This is a genomic window from Arthrobacter liuii (assembly GCF_014639275.1).
GTDB lineage: Bacteria > Actinomycetota > Actinomycetes > Actinomycetales > Micrococcaceae > Arthrobacter > Arthrobacter liuii.
The window spans coordinates 99833-117802 of the sequence record NZ_BMFW01000003.1; the positions used below are offsets into that span (position 1 = coordinate 99833).

Genomic DNA, 17970 nt, shown 5'->3' on the forward strand with positions numbered 1-17970 from the left:
GAGATAGACGCTACGCCTCCGGCCATCAACATGTAAGAAACGGAAAATGCCCCGCCCGCAGCAGTTGGGGGCAGGGTCAGCGCTGGAGCCCTGGGGTACCGTCCCTGATGAAGCGTGCCACGGCGGCGGCCAGGGACGCGCCCACCTCGTCGGCGGGCCGCTTCCTGCCTGCGACCGCGAATGAGTGGTCCCCGCCCTCCACCCACTGCAGCACGGCGTTGGAACCGATTCGTGACACGACGTCCGCCAGGATATCCGGGGTGGCAAAGGCATCGCGGGTTCCCTGCAGGAACAGCATGGGTGTCGCCATCCCATACAGGTGCTCGTCACGGAGCTTCTCCGGCTTCCCCGGGGCGTGAAGCGGGTAGCCCAGGTACACCAGGCCTTCAGCGTCCATGCCCCCGGCAACGGCCATGGACGCCATCCTTCCCCCGAACGACTTGCCCGCCGCCCAGACCGGGCCCCTGTCTCCATTGGCGTCCGCCTGCGAGCGGGCCGCGGCCATCGCGGCCCGCCAGGCGGCGATGGCCAGTGGCGGGCGGTCAGGGAACTTCCGCCCTGCCTCCCGGTACGGGAAATTGAAGCGCAGCGTGGCCAGGCCCAGGCTGTTCAGGGCGTCGGTGAAACCGCGGAGGAACGGGTGGTCCATGCCGGCGCCTGCGCCGTGCGCCACCACCACAGTCGCGGCGGGATCCGCGGGGCGGGCGTAGACGGCGGAAAAGGAGGTATCGCCGGCGGCGATGGTGAGCTGCTGGTCGGATGCTGGCATGGCTCCATCATGCCGGAGGGCTGCCAAAATGTGCCTGGCTGTGCCCATTGCGGGGTGTACGTTGTCCCCATGGCGAGCGAACAGACCACCATCACAGTCCAGGGTCCCAACGGGCCGCGCGCGATGCGCATTTCCAGTCCCAGCCGCGTTCTCTGGCCGGACCTCGGCCTCACGAAGCTGGACCTGGTGAATTACATCTGCGACGTGGGGGAGGCGTTCATCGCCGCCAACGGGGACCGGCCCGTGGCACTGCAGCGGTTCTCCGGCAATGTCGACGGCGAGCAGTTCTTCTCCAAGAATCCGCCCAAGGGAACGCCGGACTTCATCCGGTCCGTCAAGGTGGTGTACCCCAGCGCAAGGTCCCACCCGCAGCTGGTGTTCGACGAGCCCGCGGCAGCCGTTTGGGCCGTCCAAATGAATACCGTGGTGTTCCATCCCTGGCCGTCCCGCGCCGACAACACGCACAACCCGGACCAATTGCGCATCGACCTCGACCCGCAGCCCGGAACCGACTTCGACGACGCCATCCCCGCCGCCCTGGTGCTGAGGGAGGTCCTGGCCGAGGCTGGGCTCACCTGCTTCATCAAAACCTCCGGGAACCGGGGCCTGCACGTTTACGCACCCATCGAACCGACCCGGGAGTTCCTGGATGTCCGCCACGCCGTGATCGCCGCTGCCCGGGAAGTGGAGCGGCGCATCCCGGACAAGGTGACCACGGCCTGGTGGAAGGAGGAACGGGGCCGACGCGTGTTCCTGGACTTCAACCAGGCCAACCGCGACCGCACCATCGCCGGCGCCTACAGTCCGCGGGCCCTCCCGCACGCCCCCGTGTCCTGCCCCGTCACCTGGGACGAACTGGAACACGCCGACCCCAGGAACTTCACCATCCTCACCGTTCCGGAGCGGCTGAAGACTGTGGGCGATCCGTGGGCGCAGTTCAATGCCGTCCCCGGCACCATCGATACGCTGCTCCAGTGGTGGGACCGCGACTGCCAAGCCGGGCTGGGAGAGTTGCCCTTCCCGCCCGACTACCCCAAGATGCCCGGCGAACCCCCGCGGGTGCAGCCCAGCAGGGCACGCAAGCAGGACTGACCGGACCGTCCGCAAAGGGGCGCTTTGACGCGGACACGCCGGCCGCCGTCGTAGTTCACGACGGCGGCTGGTCCCAAAGTGCCCCGCGACGGCCGCCGGGCGGCTGCCTGGGCTGACGGCGGTTACTCGAACCGGGACGGATCGCCCATGCCCCGCCGGACAACTTCGGCCACTCCGCTGGAGAAATCCACCACGGTGGTCGGCTCGGCGCCGCAGTCCCCGGCGTCGATCACGGCATCCACCTGGTGGTCCAGGCGCTCCTTGATCTCCCAGCCCACAGTCAGTGGTTCCTCCTCGTCCGGCAGCAACAGCGTGCTGGACAACAGCGGCTCGCCCAGCTCCGCGAGCAGCGCCTGGACCACGCGGTTGTCCGGAATGCGCACTCCCACCGTCTTCTTCTTGGGGTGGAGCAGGCGCTTGGGAACCTCCTTGGTGGCGGGCAGGATGAACGTGTAACTGCCCGGGGTGACGGCTTTGATGCTGCGAAAGACGTCATTGCCGATGTTCACTAACTGTCCCAGCTGCGCGAAGTCCCGGCAGACCAGCGTGAAGTGGTGCTTGTCGTCCAGGTGCCGGATGCTCCTGATCCGGTCCAGGGCCTCCCGGTTGCCCATCTGCGCCCCCAGGGCGTAGCAGGAGTCAGTGGGGTAGGCGATCAGGCCGCCGTCACGGATTATCTGCACCGCCTGCGCAATGGCGCGGGGCTGGGGATCCTGGGGATGAACATCAAAGAATCTGGCCATGCCCCCGAGCCTACGTTCCTACTGGCCGCACCGCACCATGTCCGCGGGCAGCGTGCCTGTCCGGCGTACGCTTAGCCCACGTGCACCCACGGCCGGTGTGGGCTACCGTTTCGTTCCCTGGAATTCGGTGATGAACAGGGGAGTCGTCCCCTTCCGGCCTGCTGCGGGATGGGGCAGGATGTTGTCTGCCCCGGTTCCGGCCAATGCAGTTCCGCCCCTGTGAAGGAGACCCCGTCATGCCAACAATCCTCAATCCCTACCTCAGCTTCCGGGACAACGCCCGCGACGCAATGAACTTCTACCAGTCCGTGTTCGGCGGCGAACTGACGCTCAGCACCTTTGCCGACTTCCAGGCCAGCGAGGACCCCGCCGAAGCGGAGAAAATCATGCATGGCATGCTGACCACCACGCAGGGTCTGGTGCTCATGGGCGCCGACACCCCGAACAGTATGGAGTACCACCCGGGTTCCTCCATTTCCATCTCCCTCAGCGGCGACGATGAGGCGGAGCTCCGCGGCTATTACCAAAAGCTCAGCGGCGACGGGGGAGCGGTGACCGTTCCCATGGAGAAGGCGCCCTGGGGTGACGTCTTTGGCATGTGCACCGACCGGTTCGGTGTCTCCTGGCTGGTGAACGTCAACGGAGCGCAGGCAACGGCGGCGCCCTGACGGCCGGGCGGGCGGCCAACGGGCGTGCTTGCAGCCCGCTCCGCCCGCCGGATCTGTCCTTGCTTCTTGAGGTCAGGCCCCGGGACTGCGACGATTATCGGGTGAGGCCCCTTATGGAGTTCCTGTCCGACAAATGGTGGATGGTGTTTCCACTGATGGCTTTCGCCAGCCGCTGGGCCAGCGGCTGGCGGCGCGCCGGGGAACGCCGCCACCGGCGCCAGGTTGAACTGTACAAGCTGAAGAACCAGGCGGCGGAAGCAGAAAAGGCGTCAGCGGCCGAAGTACAGGCGCTGATGGCCACGCATGACGCCACCAATCGCCGGTGGCTCGAATATGAGCTGGACGTGGGCAAGCTCATCGACTTCCCCCTCATGACCGACGTCCGCGAACCCCTCACCGTGGCCTTCCTTCGCGCCAAGCGGGAAGCCGACGGCCAACGCCCGGAGTCCGCCGAAGACCTTCGGTCCGCCTCCGGCCTGGACGCCTACCGGCAAGCAGTCAACAATTTCGCGGTGGCCCTTGACGTGGCGGAGCGCGAAGCCAGGCGGATCAGGGACAGCAAGTTCAGCGGACCCGAACGTGAACGGCTGGCCACGGCACGGAAGCTCCTGATGATCGCGGAGAACCAGGCGGCCACCCCGGCCGAACGGCAGGCTGCCTACAAGCGGGCGCGGCGTGAGCTGGACGGCCTCATCGTCCTCCCCGATGTCACCCTGGCGGCCCTTGAGCAGAAGATCGCCCTGGAACTGGACGCGGCCCCCCGGCCGCCGCAGTTCCACCAGGGCTGAAGTTCCTGCAAGGTGCAGCGTGGGCCGCACGCTTTATCTCGATGTCGACGGCGTGGTCTGCCCATTCGGCCCGGAAGGGACCACCGGCTGGGGGTCCGCGTGGCAGCGCGTGGACGCTGGCCTGTTGCCCGTCGCCTTCGCTGCCGAACTCGTGGCCGGGCTGAACTCCCTGGCCCTGACGCCCGGGCTGCGTTGTGTCTGGCTCACCAGCTGGGAGGAGTTGGCGCCCCAATACCTGTGTCCCGCCGTCGGACTTAGGGGCAGTGACTGGCCGTACCTGGCCGCGGACGGGGCTGGCGGCGGTACGGGCTGGTGGAAGCTCCGGGCCATCCAGGAAGACGTCGAAGGCGCCGGGCCCGACGCTGTCGCGTGGGTGGACGACCAGCTGGCGTTCGAGGCGGAAGCGCAGCAGTGGGCACGTTTCCTGGGCCGGCGCATCCTCACTGTCTCGCCCCATCCCCGCCACGGAATCACGCCTGCTGAACTGGACCGGCTCCGCTCATTCCTGGCCTGTCCCGTGTTTTGACCTCCCGCCGGGGACGCGTACGATCGATAAGGTTTCCCGCCGATTGTGCCATCGCCGCAAGTCATTTCAGATGAACAGTTCGTGAACTATGCTGTGCAAGGCGGCCGGGTTAGAGAAACTGCTGAACGTCGACTCTGCAGATTGGGCAACAGGTGGATATCACCTTCATGGTGGCGCTGGTCATCGGACTGGCACTATTTTTCGACTTCACGAATGGCTTCCACGACACCGCGAACGCCATGGCAACGCCCATCGCTACGGGTGCCATCAAGCCCAGGACAGCGGTGGCCCTCGCAGCCGTACTGAACCTGGTGGGCGCCTTCCTTTCCACTGAGGTGGCCAAGACAGTGTCCGGCGGCATCATTCGCGAAGGGTCCGGCGGCGTCCAGATCACCCCGGACATTATCTTCGCCGGGTTGATGGGAGCCGTCTTGTGGAACATGGCCACCTGGCTGAAGGGCCTGCCGTCCAGCTCATCCCACGCACTCTTCGGCGGGCTCATCGGCGCGGCCATCGTGGGCGTTGGATTCAGCTCCGTCAATCTTGAAACCCTCCTCCAGAAGGTCATCCTTCCGGCAGTCTTTGCGCCGGTGATAGCGGGGCTTTCGGCCTACGTCTGCACGCGCCTGGCCTACGCCCTCACCTCACGCCAGGATCCCGAGACCGGCACCAAGCTCACCCAGAAGCGCGGTGGCTTCCGTACCGGCCAGGTCTTCACCTCCAGCCTGGTGGCCCTGGCCCACGGGACCAACGACGCCCAGAAGACCATGGGCATCATCACACTGGTCCTCATCGCCGCCGGAACCCAGGCGCCCGGCTCCGGTCCCCAGCTCTGGGTGATCACCGCGTGCGCCCTCGCCATCGCGGTTGGCACCTACGCCGGCGGCTGGCGCATCATCCGCACCATGGGTTCGGGCCTGACCGAGGTCAAGCCCGCCCAGGGCTTCGCGGCCGAGACCAGCACCGCGTCCTCCATCCTCGCCTCCTCCCACCTTGGCTTCGCCCTTTCCACCACGCAGGTGGCATCCGGTTCCGTGATTGGCTCCGGAATGGGACGCCGCGGTACCACGGTCCGCTGGAACATGGTGGGCAAGATCGCGCTCGGATGGATCTTCACCCTGCCGGCAGCCGGCATCGTGGGCGCCCTGACCGCCCTCTTGGTGAAGACCGGCGTCGTGGGCGTACTCATCGCCGCCGTTGCCGGCAGCGCGGCAATCCTCTTCATGTTCTTCTACTCCCGCAAGTCCTCGGTGAGCCACCAGAACGCCGTCGAGGTCGAGGAAGCCGGCCAGGCTGTCCGGTTCGCCAAGAAGAAGGCCTTGGCACGCGCCCGGGCCGAAGCCAAAGCCAAGGCGCAGGCCGATGCCGGCGCCACCAACCCCAAGGAGAACCAGCGATTAAGTGGTTGGAACTCCTGACCGTTGCCGGCGCCACCCTCGTATCCGCCGCAGTTGTAGTGACCCTCTACTCGCTCGGCGTCCGGTTTACCGCCATCGCCGCTGACGCCCAGCAAACGTCCCCCAGGGTGAAGCGCTCCTTCGCCAATATCTGTTTTGCCTTGTGCGGCGCCGCTGTGCTCTTCGGGCTGTACCTGATCATCCCGTACTTCACCAAGTAGCAGCACCTTTGCCGGTTGGCTAGGCTGGGGCCATGCCGCGCATCCAGTACTTTGTGGCCGCGTCCCTCGACGGCTTTATCGCCACGCCCACGGACGACCTGGGTTGGCTGTTGCAGTTCGACGGCTTCGAGGGCGGGGCGGACAGTTACAACGACTTCATGGCCGGTGTGGGCTGCATCGTCATGGGCGGGGAAACCTACGCCTGGCTGATGGAGCACGAACCCGGCGCCTGGCCGTACGCGGGCACGCCCAGCTACGTTTTCACCCACCACGAATACCGTGCCCCGGACGGTGCGGACATCACGTTCGTCCGGGGTGACGTCCTGGAGTTCGTCGCTGACTTCCGGCGCTCCGCCGGGGACCGGAACATCTGGGTGGTGGGCGGCGGCAACCTGGCGGCCCAGTTCGCCGACGCCGGCCTCCTGGACGAGATCATCCTCTCCGTCATTCCCGTGGTGCTGGGCGGGGGAAAGCCGTTGCTGCCGATGAAGGGCCCGACGCCGCCGCTTCAGTTGGCTGCCTCCCGCACCTTGGGCCGGGGGATCGTCGAGTTGCGCTACCTGTTGCGTGCGGGGACCGTTCCGCAGCCCTGACGCGGGTTGCCTCAGCCGGCGTTGTCCCGGAGCAGGTTGGTGATCCGCGCGGTTGAAAGGCGCCGTCCCTGCGCGTCAGTCATGACGATCTCGTGGGTGGCCAACGTCCGCCCCAGATGGATCGCGGTGCACGTTCCGGTGACCAGGCCCCTGGCGATGGACCGGTGGTGCGTGGCGTTGACCTCGATGCCCACCGCGTGGCGTCCCGGACCGGCATGCATTCCGGCGGAGAAGGAGCCCAGGGTTTCCGCCAGCACCACGTGCGCACCGCCGTGGAGGATTCCTGCCACCTGAGTGTTGCCCTCCACCGGCATGGTGGCAACCGTCCGTTCCGGGCTCATCTCCAGGAAGTGGATCCCCATCTTGACCACCAATGCGCCGACGCCGAACCCGCCCAGCCAAGCGTGCATGTGGTCGGGAATTCCGGCGGCTGCGAGCTCTTCGGCGAAAGCGCCCGGCGTGAAATTGTCTGTCATGGCAACTAGGCTGGCACCTGTGAGTGAAACAACCAAACCGGCTCCTTTCCCGTCCCAGGCCATCGAGGAGGGAGCTGCCCTGCAGCCTTCGTCCCCGGCCCGCAGGCCTGCTGCAAAGGCCGCCACCCCCGCTGCCGGTGGGTCTGTTTCAGCTACTGACGCGCCCGTCATTCCCATCACCGACCAGCCCCGGCTGCTGGTCCTGGATGGCCACTCCATGGCGTTCCGCGCCTTCTTCGCGCTGCCCGCGGACAAGTTCTCCACCGCCAACGGCCAGCACACCAACGCCATCCACGGCTTCACCTCCATGCTGATCAACCTCATCAAGGAGCAGCAGCCAACCCACGTGGCGGTTGCCTTCGACGTCTCGGATGAGTCCACCCACCGGAAAACCGAGTACAGCGAATACAAGGGCGGCCGGAACGAAACCCCCCGCGAGATGAGCGGCCAGATCGACCTCATCGCGCAGGTCATGCAGGCCTGGGGCATCAAGACCATCAAGATGCCCGGCTATGAGGCCGATGACATCCTGGCCACCCTTGCCGCCATGGGCGAAAAGGCCGGATTCGAGGTCCTGCTCGTCTCCGGCGACCGGGACGCCTTCCAGCTCATCACTGACAACGTCTTCGTGCTGTACCCGCGGAAGGGCGTCAGCGACATCCCGCGGATGGACGCCGCCGCCATCGAAGCAAAGTATTTCGTCAGCCCGTCCCGCTACTCAGACCTCGCCGCCCTGGTGGGGGAGACGGCAGACAACCTTCCCGGCGTGCCCGGCGTCGGACCCAAGACGGCAGCCAAGTGGATCAACCTCTATGGCGGCCTCGAAGGCGTCCTGGAACACCTCGATGCCATCGGCGGCAAAGTGGGGGATGCCCTCCGGGAGAACGTCGACGCCGTCAAGCGCAACCGACGCCTGAACCAGCTCCACACCGATCTTGACCTCCCGGTCACGCTCGAAGACCTCTACCAGCCGCGCCCGGACCAGGCGGCGATGGAAGACCTCTTCGACCAGCTGGAGTTCAAGGCCATCCGTGGCCGGTTGTTCGCCCTCTACGGTGACGCCGACACCCCGGCCGCTGAGCGCGAAAGCATCGAAACCCCGGCGTACACAACCCCGGCCGGCGCAGCTGAACTGGCCGGCTTCCTGGCCGCAGGCGACGGCCAGCGCTCCGCCCTCGCCGTCGACCTCGTCCCGGGACGGATCGGCGAGGACGCCGCCGCACTGGCCATCGTCCGCGGCGACACCGCAGCCTACGTCGACCTCGCCGGCCAGGACGCCGAGGCTGAGAACGTCCTGGCCGCGTGGCTGCGCGATCCCGAGGCGCCCAAGGTGATGCACGGCTTCAAGGCTGCGCTCAAGGCACTGACGGCCCGTGGCCTGGAGTTGGAGGGCGTGGTCGATGACACCTCCATCTCCGGCTACCTCATCCAGCCGGACCGGCGCACCTACGAACTCGCCGAACTTGCCCAGCACCACCTCAACGTGGGGCTTCCCGCCGCCACCGCCAAGGCCGGTCAGCTGGAACTGTCGTTCGACGGCGACGACACCGCGGCCGCGGACGCCCTGGTGCAGGCCGGTGCCGTGGTGCTGGCCCTGAGCCGCTACTTCGAGGACGAACTGAAGGAACGCAAGGCAGGGGAACTCCTGTCAACCCTTGAGCTGCCGGTCAGCCGTGTCCTGGCGGACATGGAGCTCGCAGGCATCGCGATCGACATGGACAAGATGGACGAGCAGCTCGCCGACCTGGCCCGTGTCATCGACCAGGCGCAGGAACAGGCCTTCGCGGCCATCGGCCACGAAGTCAACCTGGGCTCGCCCAAGCAGCTCCAGACCGTCCTGTTCGACGAACTTCAGCTCCCCAAAACCAAGAAAATCAAGTCCGGCTACACCACCGATGCCGCGTCCCTGAAGAACCTGCTGGAGAAGACCGGGCACGAGTTCCTGGTGCAGCTCATGGCGCACCGCGAAGCCGCCAAGCTGCGGCAGATGATCGAATCCTTGAAGAAGTCCGTGGCGGAAGACGGGCGGATCCACACCACGTACGCCCAGAACGTGGCCGCCACCGGCCGGATCTCGTCCAACAACCCCAACCTGCAGAACATCCCCATCCGCAGCGAGGAGGGCCGGCGCGTGCGCGGCATCTTCGTGGTCAGTGCAGGTTACGAGTGCCTGCTGTCAGCTGACTACTCGCAGATCGAGATGCGCATCATGGCGCACCTCTCCGGGGACGCGGGCCTGATCCAGGCCTACAAGGACGGCGAGGACCTGCACCGGTTCGTCGGCTCCAATATTTTCCATGTCCCCACAGACCAGGTCACCAGCGCCATGCGCTCCAAGGTGAAGGCCATGTCCTACGGCCTGGCCTACGGACTGACGTCATTCGGCCTGTCCAAACAACTGGAGATCTCCGTCGATGAGGCCCGCACCCTCATGAAGGACTACTTCGACCGCTTCGGCGCCGTCCGCGACTACCTCCGTGGCGTGGTGGACCAGGCCAGGGTGGACGGCTACACCGCCACCATCGAGGGCCGCCGCCGCTACCTCCCGGACCTCACCAGCACGGACCGGCAGCTGCGCGAGAACGCCGAGCGCATCGCGCTTAACAGCCCCATCCAGGGCTCCGCCGCGGACATCATCAAACGCGCCATGCTGGGCGTCCACGCCGAACTGAAGGCGCAGGGCCTGAAATCCCGGATGCTGCTCCAGGTCCATGACGAACTGGTCCTCGAGGTCGCCGCGGGTGAACGGGCCGCCGTCGAGGCCCTGGTGACTGAGCAGATGGCCGCCGCCGCCGACCTCAGCGTCCCCCTGGAAGTGCAGATCGGCGTCGGACCCAGCTGGTACGACGCCGGCCACTAGGAACGGGGCGCCTCCGCCACGTTGTTCATGCTGGTCAGCGGCCGGATTCATTGACTAGGCTCGGGTAAATGGGTGATCTGAGCGGAAACTATGACATCCGGCGCTTTCCTGCCGTGTCCATGGGCAGTGCCGGCTACGCTGAAGCGGAGACGTGGGCCCGGGCGGTTGCCTTCGGCTTCCATGACTCCGTCCGTACCCCGGAGCATGTGGCGCGTTCCATGGCCACCTACGAAGCGGATGGCAGGATTTTCACGGGTGCCTACCAGTCGGGCACCGTTGCGGATTCCTCGCTCCCGGCCGAGGTACCCGTGGCCACCTTCGGGACGTTCCGGAAAACCCTCAACGTCGGCTTTGGTCGGATGCTTGAAACCCAGATGGTCACCGCTGTCACGGTCCGGACCTCGCACCGGCGGCGCGGCCTGCTGCGCCGGATGATGACCGAGGACCTGCAGGCGGCCAGGGATGACGGCATCGCGGTGGCCGCCCTCACCGCCTCCGAGGGCAGCATCTACGGACGCTTCGGCTACGGCGTCGCCAGCCTGGAGCGTTCCGTCAAGGTGGACACCACCTCCCGGTTCACCATGCGCCACCAGGCCACGGGGAGCGTGGAGGTGGCGGACCCCAAAGTCCTGCTCGAGGTAGCCCCCAAGGTGTTCGACCGGGTGCACCGCCACACCCCCGGCTCCCTGGGCCGCCAGCAATGGTACTGGCAGCTTGCCTCGGGATCGCTGAACCGGGAGGGCAAGGAGGACCCTGCCATCAAAGTGGCGCTGCACTACGGGCCGGATGGCGGGATCGACGGTTACGTCTCGTACAAGTTCCTCGGCTGGGAGCCCGCCCCGGTCACCGTGGAAGTGGTGGACCTCGTGGCCGCCACTGACCACGCCTACCTGGAACTTTGGCAGTACCTGGCGGCCATCGACCTCGTGGAACGCGTGTCCTGGAACGAGGCGCCGGTGGACGATCCCCTCGCCTGGGCGCTGGCGGACCCGCGCTGCATTGATGCCTCCGACAGCCGGGACATGCTCTGGCTCCGGATCCTCGATGTGCCGCAGGCCTTGGCGGCCCGGCACTACCCTTCCGAGGGAACGCTGATCCTCGAAGTGGGGGACCCGCTGGGCCTCACCGCAGGAACTTTCGCACTGGAGGTCCAGGGCGGCCAAGCCGCCGTCGAACGCGTTCACGCCGGGGCCGAGCCGGACCTGGCCCTGGATGTCTCGGCGCTGTCCTCGATCTACCTCGGCGGGGTCTGCCCGGTAACGCTGGCGGCCGCCGGGAGGATCGCCGAACGCACCAAGGGGGCCGCGCTCAAGGCGCGCCAGATGTTTGCGGTGGAACGGGCGACACACTGCCTGACCCACTTCTAGCGCCGGCACCGCTTTGACCCAAATTGTGGGCAGCGACTAGAATAAACGGGCGTGTACCACGTGCACGCACTTGCTGTCCCTCCAGGGGCCGCATTGAAAAGCAATCCACAAATCAGGATGACCCGGAGAATCCGTTGGATTCACCGCGAATCGCGCCTGCGTTCCATAACGCGGGCGCGCCGGTTTGCCTGACCGACTAACTATCCACAACGGAGCCCCTACTACATGACCATCACCTCCACCGAGAAGCCCGGTACCCCCGTAGTCGCGATTAACGACATCGGTACCGCTGAGGACTTCCTCGCAGCAGTCGACGCGACCATCAAGTACTTCAACGACGGAGACCTCGTCGAAGGTACCGTCGTCAAGGTCGACCGCGATGAAGTCCTGCTCGACATCGGTTACAAGACCGAAGGTGTCATCCCCTCCCGCGAGCTTTCCATCAAGCACGACGTTGATCCCGGGGACGTTGTCTCCGTTGGCGATCAGGTCGAAGCCCTGGTGCTCACCAAGGAAGACAAAGAAGGCCGCCTGATCCTCTCCAAGAAGCGTGCTCAGTACGAGCGTGCCTGGGGCGACATCGAGAAGGTCAAGGAAGAAGACGGTGTCGTCACCGGTACCGTCATCGAGGTTGTCAAGGGTGGTCTTATCCTCGACATCGGTCTGCGCGGCTTCCTGCCCGCATCCCTCGTCGAGATGCGCCGTGTGCGCGACCTTGCTCCGTACATCGGCCAGCAGATCGAAGCCAAGATCATCGAGCTGGACAAGAACCGCAACAACGTTGTGCTGTCCCGCCGTGCATGGCTCGAGCAGACCCAGTCCGAGGTCCGCTCCACGTTCCTCAACAAGCTGGAAAAGGGCCAGGTCCGTCCCGGCGTCGTTTCCTCCATCGTCAACTTCGGTGCCTTCGTGGACCTGGGCGGCGTGGACGGCCTGGTACACGTTTCCGAGCTGTCCTGGAAGCACATCGACCACCCGTCCGAGGTTGTCGAAGTTGGCCAGGAAGTCACCGTCGAGGTTCTCGAGGTGGACCTGGACCGCGAGCGCGTCTCCCTGTCGCTCAAGGCTACGCAGGAAGATCCGTGGCAGACCTTCGCCCGCACCCACGCCCTCGGCCAGGTTGTTCCGGGTAAGGTCACCAAGCTGGTTCCGTTCGGTGCGTTCGTCCGCGTCGAAGACGGCATCGAAGGCCTGGTCCACATCTCCGAGCTCGCTGTGCGCCACGTTGAACTGGCCGAGCAGGTTGTCTCCGTTGGTGACGAGCTGTTCGTCAAGGTCATCGACATCGACCTCGAGCGCCGCCGCATCTCGCTGTCCCTCAAGCAGGCCAACGAAGGCGTCGACGCCGACAGCACCGAATTCGATCCGGCTCTCTACGGCATGGCCGCTGAGTACGACGAAGAGGGCAACTACAAGTACCCCGAGGGCTTCGACCCCGAGTCCAACGAATGGCTCGAGGGCTACGAGAACCAGCGCGCAGCCTGGGAGCAGCAGTATGCTGACGCCCAGACCCGTTGGGAAGCACACAAGAAGCAGGTTGCCCAGCACGCTGCCGACGACGCGGCAGCTGCAACGTCCGGTGACAGCGACTCCGGCGCCACCAGCTACTCCTCCGAGCCTGCTGCCACCGACACCGGTGCCGGCACCCTGGCTTCGGATGAGGCCCTTGCTGCTCTCCGCGAGAAGCTGACCGGCAACTAATTGCCACTGGCCCGGACTTCCGGGCTTGAGCAACAGGCCCCCTGCCCGCAAAGGCAGGGGGTCTGTTGCTTTAAGGCGTTTGCTTTAAAGGTCGACGACGGCGCGTACCGTTCCGTCGTCGTCGGGCTTCAGCGCGGCCCCTGCTCCGGCAAGGAGGCGTTGCGCACCAAGGTTGCCAGCCAGCGTGCGGGCGACAACCTGCTCCAGTCCCGCCCGGCGTGCCTCCGCCAGGACAAGGCCAAGCGCCGCGGTGCCGATGCCGCGGGACCGGAAGCTCCGGCCGAGCCAAACGCCGGTCTCGGCTGTCTTCCGGCCGCCGCCATCAACGCGCTTGAGCCGGATAGACCCTGCGATGTTCCCGCCCGCCATGATGGCCCAGGATTTCTCCCCGGCTTCCCCGTCCAGGCCGTTCGCGGCGGCGCGGTGGTAGCTGAAGAACCAGGCCGTACGTTCCAGGTTCCAGCCCGGCCCGCCCAGAGGTGGGGCCACCTCGTCCGGGGAGGCTTCCCGTTTGGCCAGCTGCAGGAGCTGTTCCATCACCTTTTCATCCACGTCCGCCAGGTACACGAAGGGGACGTCAGGGGAGCGGGACATCGACCCACTCCGTTCCCTCGGGAGCCAGGTCGGCGCCGCCCGCCGTCAACAGCCGCACGTGTTCCGACGCCGCCGCAAGGACCCCGGCCTGGTCCGCTACGGCCACGCGGAGGACGGTGTCCTGGGCGCCGTAGCTTGTTCCGGCCATCACGAACCCCGCAGCCCGCAGGTCGTTCTCCAGCCGGCCGGCAGCGGCGTGCGGCACAGCGGCGGAGCAGATCCGAAGCCGGCTGCGGCGCACCATGGACGCCAATTCCAGTGCCCCCGAAACCGATTCGGAGTAGGCGCGCACCAGCCCACCTGCGCCCAGCAGCACCCCGCCGAAGTAGCGCACCACAACGGCACAGACGTCGCTGAGGTCGGCCACCCCTGGCGCGGTTTCCCTTCGGACCAGGGCTTCGAGCATCGGAATGCCGGCAGTTCCGGCGGGTTCGCCGTCGTCGCTGGACCGCTGGATGGTCCGGTCCGGGCCGATGATGAAGGCCGAGCAGTGGTGCCGGGCGTCATGGAACCCGCGGCGGAGGTCTGCAACGAGGTCCCGTGCCTCGTCCTCGGTGCCGGCCCTCCGTAGGACGGTGATGAACCGGGACCGCTTGATCTCGATCTCGTGGCGGAAATCCGGCCCGGCCGCCAGCGTGGTGTAGGCGCTGGTCCGGCTCTCTTGCTCCTGCATCCGGCCCAGTCTAATGCCGCTCCGAACCATGGCCCCGCCGGTTCAGTAGTGTGGGAGGGTGCTGAAGATCGGGTTGACGGGCGGGATCGCCTCAGGGAAATCGGTGGTGGCCGAGCGGCTGAAGGAGCGAGGCGCCGTGCTGGTTGATGCCGATGCGCTGGCCCGGGAGGTGGTTGAGCCCGGAACCGAAGGGCTGGAACGCATCGTGTCTGAGTTCGGCGAAGGAATGCTCGACGGCGACGGGCGGCTTGACCGGGCCCGGCTCGGCGAAGCGGTGTTCGGCAACGCGGAGCGCCTGGCGGCCCTGAACGCCATCGTGCACCCCTTGGTGCGTGCCCGCGCCGCGGCCATCACCGCGGCCGCGCCCGGTGATGCAGTGGTGGTCCAGGACATCCCCCTCCTGGTGGAGACCGGGCAGGGGAGTAGCTTTCACCTGGTGGTGGTGGTGGATGCGCCGGATGACGTGCGGCTGGAGCGTATGCTGGAGCACCGCGGAATGACCGCCGAAGCGGCCCGTGCCCGCATGGACGCGCAGGCCACTCGCGCGGAGCGGCTCGGCGCCGCCGACGCCGTCCTGGACAACTCTGGCACCGTGCAGCACCTGCTGGACCAGGTGGACCGGCTCTGGGACGGGCGCCTGGTGCCCTTCGCCCGCAACCTGGCGGCGGGGCAACGCGCACCGAGGAACGGCGGACCGTTCCTGGAACCGCACCGCCAGAACTGGGCGCAGCAGGCAGCGAGGATTGCAGCACGGCTGGCGGCGGCAGCTCCGGACCTCATCCTGGCCGTTGACCACATCGGGTCCACGTCTGTTCCCGGCCTCGCTGCCAAGGACGTCATCGACCTCCAGGTGGCCGTGCCGGATCTCGGGGTCGCGGCCAGGATCGCGCCTCTCCTTGCCGCGGCCGGCTTTCCGGCGGTTCGCGGGATCGAATCCGATACCCCTAAGCCGAACGCCCCCGATCCGTCCGAATGGTTGAAGCGGTTCCACGCCAACGCGGACCCCTGCCGCGCGGTGAATGTTCATGTCCGGCCGGCTGGCTCCGCCGGATGGCGGTACGCCCTGATGTTCCGGGACTGGCTGCGGAACGACCCGTCCGCGCTCAGGCTCTATGAGGGACACAAGGCGGACCTCGCAGCACGCTTTGCCAGTTCGGGCACCACCAGGACGTATGCGGAAGCCAAGGAGCCATGGTTCACGGACGTCGCCTGGCCCCGGATGTCCGCCTGGGCTGGGGCAACCGGGTGGGAACCGCCGTCGTACGCGTCCTGACGCCGGTCCCGCCCCAAGGATGTTCGCCGGTAACGGACGGGGCCGTTCGCTGTCGGTGCCCGGCTGTAAATTAGATCCATGAGCCTTGCGCAGGAAGTCAACCGTGTTGTAGCGCCCTTCGAAGTCATCAGCGAATTCAAGCCTGCGGGCGATCAGCCTGCCGCCATCGCGGAACTGACGCAGCGCATCAACAACGGTGAGAAGGACGTGGTGCTGCTCGGCGCCACGGGTACGGGTAAAAGCGCTACCACCGCCTGGCTCATCGAACAGGTGCAGCGCCCCACCCTGGTGATGGTGCAGAACAAGACCCTCGCCGCGCAGCTGGCCAACGAGTTCCGCGAACTGCTGCCCAACAACGCGGTGGAATACTTCGTCTCCTACTACGACTACTACCAGCCCGAAGCTTACGTGGCCCAGACGGACACCTTCATCGAGAAGGATTCCTCCATCAACGAGGAAGTCGAACGGCTCCGCCACTCAGCCACGAACGCGTTGCTGACGCGCCGCGATGTGATTGTGGTGGCCACTGTTTCCTGCATTTACGGCCTGGGAACCCCGGAAGAATACATTGCGGGGATGGTCACGCTGCGCAAGGGCCAGGAGATGAACCGGGATGCCCTGCTGCGGAAGTTCGTCGCCATGCAGTACGCCCGCAATGACATGGACTTCCACCGCGGCACCTTTCGGGTGCGCGGCGATACCGTGGAAATCATCCCGATGTATGAGGAACTGGCCATCCGGATCGAGTTCTTTGGCGACGAGATCGAGAACATCCACACCCTTCATCCGCTGACCGGGGAAGTCATTCGCGACGAAGAGGAAATGTACGTGTTCCCGGCCTCGCACTACGTGGCCGGCCCGGAGCGGATGGCACGGGCCATCAAGCGGATCGAGGATGAACTGGCCGACCGGCTGAAGGTGCTGGAAAGCCAGAACAAGCTGGTTGAAGCACAGCGCCTTCGCATGCGCACCACCTACGACCTCGAAATGATGCAGCAGATGGGCTTCTGCAACGGCATCGAGAATTACTCTTCGCATATTGACGGGCGCGGGCCGGGCACCGCCCCCCATTGCCTCCTGGACTACTTCCCGGACGACTTCCTGCTGGTGGTGGACGAGTCCCACGTGACCATTCCCCAGATCGGGGCCATGTACGAAGGCGACATGTCCCGCAAACGGAACCTGGTGGACTTTGGTTTCCGCCTGCCGTCCGCCATGGACAACCGGCCGCTGAAGTGGGACGAGTTCCTGGAACGGGTGGGCCAGACCGTCTACCTTTCCGCCACGCCCGGTAAATACGAGTTGGGCAAGGCGCACGGGTTCGTCCAGCAGATCATCCGGCCCACCGGGCTGGTCGATCCGGAGGTGGTGGTCAAGCCCACCAAGGGCCAGATCGATGACCTGCTCGGTGAAATCAAGACGAGGGTGGAGAAGAACGAACGTGTCCTGGTGACCACGCTGACCAAACGCATGGCCGAGGACCTCACGGACTACCTGCTGGGCCACGGCGTCAAGGTGGAGTACCTGCACTCTGACGTGGATACCTTGCGGCGCGTGGAACTCCTGCGCGAGCTGCGCATGGGGTCCTTTGACGTCCTGGTGGGCATCAACCTCCTCCGTGAAGGACTCGACCTTCCCGAGGTCTCCCTGGTCAGCATCCTGGACGCGGACAAGGAAGGCTTCCTGCGCTCGTCCACGTCGCTCATCCAGACCATCGGGCGTGCCGCCCGCAACGTGTCCGGTGAGGTCCACATGTACGCGGACCGCATCACCGACTCCATGGCCAACGCCATCGATGAGACCAACCGGCGGCGCGCCATCCAGGTGGCATACAACAAGGAACACGGCGTGGACCCGCAGCCGCTGCGGAAGAAAATCGCCGACATTACGGACCAGTTGGCCAAGGAAGACGCCGACACCGATGCGCTGCTGGGCAGCTTCGACTACGGCAAGGGCAAGCGCGGCATCACGGGGACAAACAAGGCGGGCGCGAAGAAGGGCGCTGCCCAGGTACGCGCGGACGGCCTGGCGGCGGCGCCGGCCGAGGACCTTGTGGGCCTGATCGAGCAGCTTACGGAACAAATGCACGGCGCCGCGGCGGAACTGCAGTTCGAGGTGGCGGCACGGATACGCGACGAAGTCAGCGAACTGAAGAAGGAACTGCGCCAGATGCAGGCGGCAGGCCACGCCTAATCAGGGGTTTCTTTTCCAGCACACGATTTCAGGCGC

Annotated in this window: 17 protein-coding genes; 12 read left to right on the forward strand and 5 right to left on the reverse strand. The window is 66.2% G+C overall.

Annotation, left to right across the window (positions count from 1 at the left end):
- Window positions 1-76: 76 nt before the first annotated feature.
- The gene (locus IEW19_RS04385) at window positions 77-769 is read right to left on the reverse strand and encodes an alpha/beta hydrolase family protein (RefSeq protein ID WP_188570471.1); all 693 of its coding nucleotides are present in this window, start codon (window positions 767-769) and stop codon (window positions 77-79) included.
- 69 nt (window positions 770-838) lie between these two features.
- On the opposite strand from IEW19_RS04385, the gene ligD reads away from it, so the two are divergent.
- On the forward strand, window positions 839-1861 hold the full coding sequence (ligD, locus tag IEW19_RS04390) for a non-homologous end-joining DNA ligase (protein ID WP_188570472.1): 1023 nt from the start codon (window positions 839-841) through the stop codon (window positions 1859-1861).
- A gap of 122 nt (window positions 1862-1983) precedes the next feature.
- Here the strand turns inward: ligD and IEW19_RS04395 are convergent, their stop codons facing one another.
- Window positions 1984-2604, reverse strand: a complete 621-nt coding sequence (locus IEW19_RS04395; protein WP_188570473.1) for an L-threonylcarbamoyladenylate synthase — start codon at window positions 2602-2604, stop codon at window positions 1984-1986.
- A 236-nt stretch (window positions 2605-2840) separates the two neighbouring features.
- Here IEW19_RS04395 and IEW19_RS04400 point away from each other — a divergent pair, with 236 nt between their 5' ends.
- The 6 genes from IEW19_RS04400 (at window position 2841) to IEW19_RS04425 (ending at window position 6797) form a co-directional block, all read left to right on the forward strand.
- Complete coding sequence (locus IEW19_RS04400) at window positions 2841-3272, forward strand: VOC family protein (protein WP_188570474.1); 432 nt, start codon at window positions 2841-2843, stop codon at window positions 3270-3272.
- Window positions 3273-3373: 101 nt separating this feature from the next.
- Window positions 3374-4060 (forward strand): hypothetical protein, encoded by a 687-nt coding sequence (locus IEW19_RS04405; protein WP_229748336.1) that lies wholly within the window; start codon window positions 3374-3376, stop codon window positions 4058-4060.
- Window positions 4061-4079: 19 nt separating this feature from the next.
- Window positions 4080-4586: an HAD domain-containing protein gene (locus IEW19_RS04410; protein ID WP_229748337.1), complete on the forward strand. Its 507-nt coding sequence runs from the start codon at window positions 4080-4082 to the stop codon at window positions 4584-4586.
- A gap of 152 nt (window positions 4587-4738) precedes the next feature.
- Window positions 4739-6004 carry an inorganic phosphate transporter gene (locus IEW19_RS04415; protein ID WP_188570476.1) on the forward strand — a complete coding sequence of 422 codons (1266 nt, stop codon included), beginning with the start codon at window positions 4739-4741 and terminating at the stop codon, window positions 6002-6004.
- On the forward strand, window positions 5983-6204 hold the full coding sequence (locus IEW19_RS04420) for a hypothetical protein (RefSeq protein ID WP_188570725.1): 222 nt from the start codon (window positions 5983-5985) through the stop codon (window positions 6202-6204). The genes IEW19_RS04415 and IEW19_RS04420 overlap by 22 nt, the downstream gene beginning before the upstream one ends.
- A gap of 32 nt (window positions 6205-6236) precedes the next feature.
- Window positions 6237-6797 (forward strand): dihydrofolate reductase family protein, encoded by a 561-nt coding sequence (locus IEW19_RS04425; RefSeq protein ID WP_188570477.1) that lies wholly within the window; start codon window positions 6237-6239, stop codon window positions 6795-6797.
- Between the two features lie 11 nt (window positions 6798-6808).
- Here the strand turns inward: IEW19_RS04425 and IEW19_RS04430 are convergent, their stop codons facing one another.
- Entirely contained in the window at window positions 6809-7273 is a 465-nt protein-coding gene (locus IEW19_RS04430) for a hotdog fold thioesterase (RefSeq protein ID WP_188570478.1), read from the reverse strand.
- 217 nt (window positions 7274-7490) lie between these two features.
- On the opposite strand from IEW19_RS04430, the gene polA reads away from it, so the two are divergent.
- The 3 genes from polA (at window position 7491) to rpsA (ending at window position 13201) form a co-directional block, all read left to right on the forward strand.
- Window positions 7491-10133, forward strand: coding sequence for a DNA polymerase I (polA, locus tag IEW19_RS04435; RefSeq protein ID WP_229748353.1), 2643 nt, complete (start codon window positions 7491-7493; stop codon window positions 10131-10133).
- 68 nt (window positions 10134-10201) lie between these two features.
- The gene (locus tag IEW19_RS04440) at window positions 10202-11500 is read left to right on the forward strand and encodes a GNAT family N-acetyltransferase (RefSeq protein ID WP_188570480.1); all 1299 of its coding nucleotides are present in this window, start codon (window positions 10202-10204) and stop codon (window positions 11498-11500) included.
- Window positions 11501-11725: 225 nt separating this feature from the next.
- On the forward strand, window positions 11726-13201 hold the full coding sequence (rpsA, locus tag IEW19_RS04445; RefSeq protein WP_018761235.1) for a 30S ribosomal protein S1: 1476 nt from the start codon (window positions 11726-11728) through the stop codon (window positions 13199-13201).
- A gap of 84 nt (window positions 13202-13285) precedes the next feature.
- Here the strand turns inward: rpsA and IEW19_RS04450 are convergent, their stop codons facing one another.
- Complete coding sequence (locus IEW19_RS04450; RefSeq protein ID WP_188570481.1) at window positions 13286-13795, reverse strand: GNAT family N-acetyltransferase; 510 nt, start codon at window positions 13793-13795, stop codon at window positions 13286-13288.
- Window positions 13779-14468: an IMPACT family protein gene (locus IEW19_RS04455; protein WP_188570482.1), complete on the reverse strand. Its 690-nt coding sequence runs from the start codon at window positions 14466-14468 to the stop codon at window positions 13779-13781. The genes IEW19_RS04450 and IEW19_RS04455 overlap by 17 nt, the downstream gene beginning before the upstream one ends.
- Window positions 14469-14526: 58 nt before the next feature.
- Here IEW19_RS04455 and coaE point away from each other — a divergent pair, with 58 nt between their 5' ends.
- A complete protein-coding gene (gene coaE, locus IEW19_RS04460) occupies window positions 14527-15741 on the forward strand; it encodes a dephospho-CoA kinase (RefSeq protein ID WP_188570483.1) in 1215 nt (404 codons plus the stop codon).
- Window positions 15742-15819: 78 nt separating this feature from the next.
- Window positions 15820-17934 (forward strand): excinuclease ABC subunit UvrB, encoded by a 2115-nt coding sequence (gene uvrB, locus IEW19_RS04465; RefSeq protein WP_188570484.1) that lies wholly within the window; start codon window positions 15820-15822, stop codon window positions 17932-17934.
- Window positions 17935-17970 lie beyond the last annotated feature (36 nt).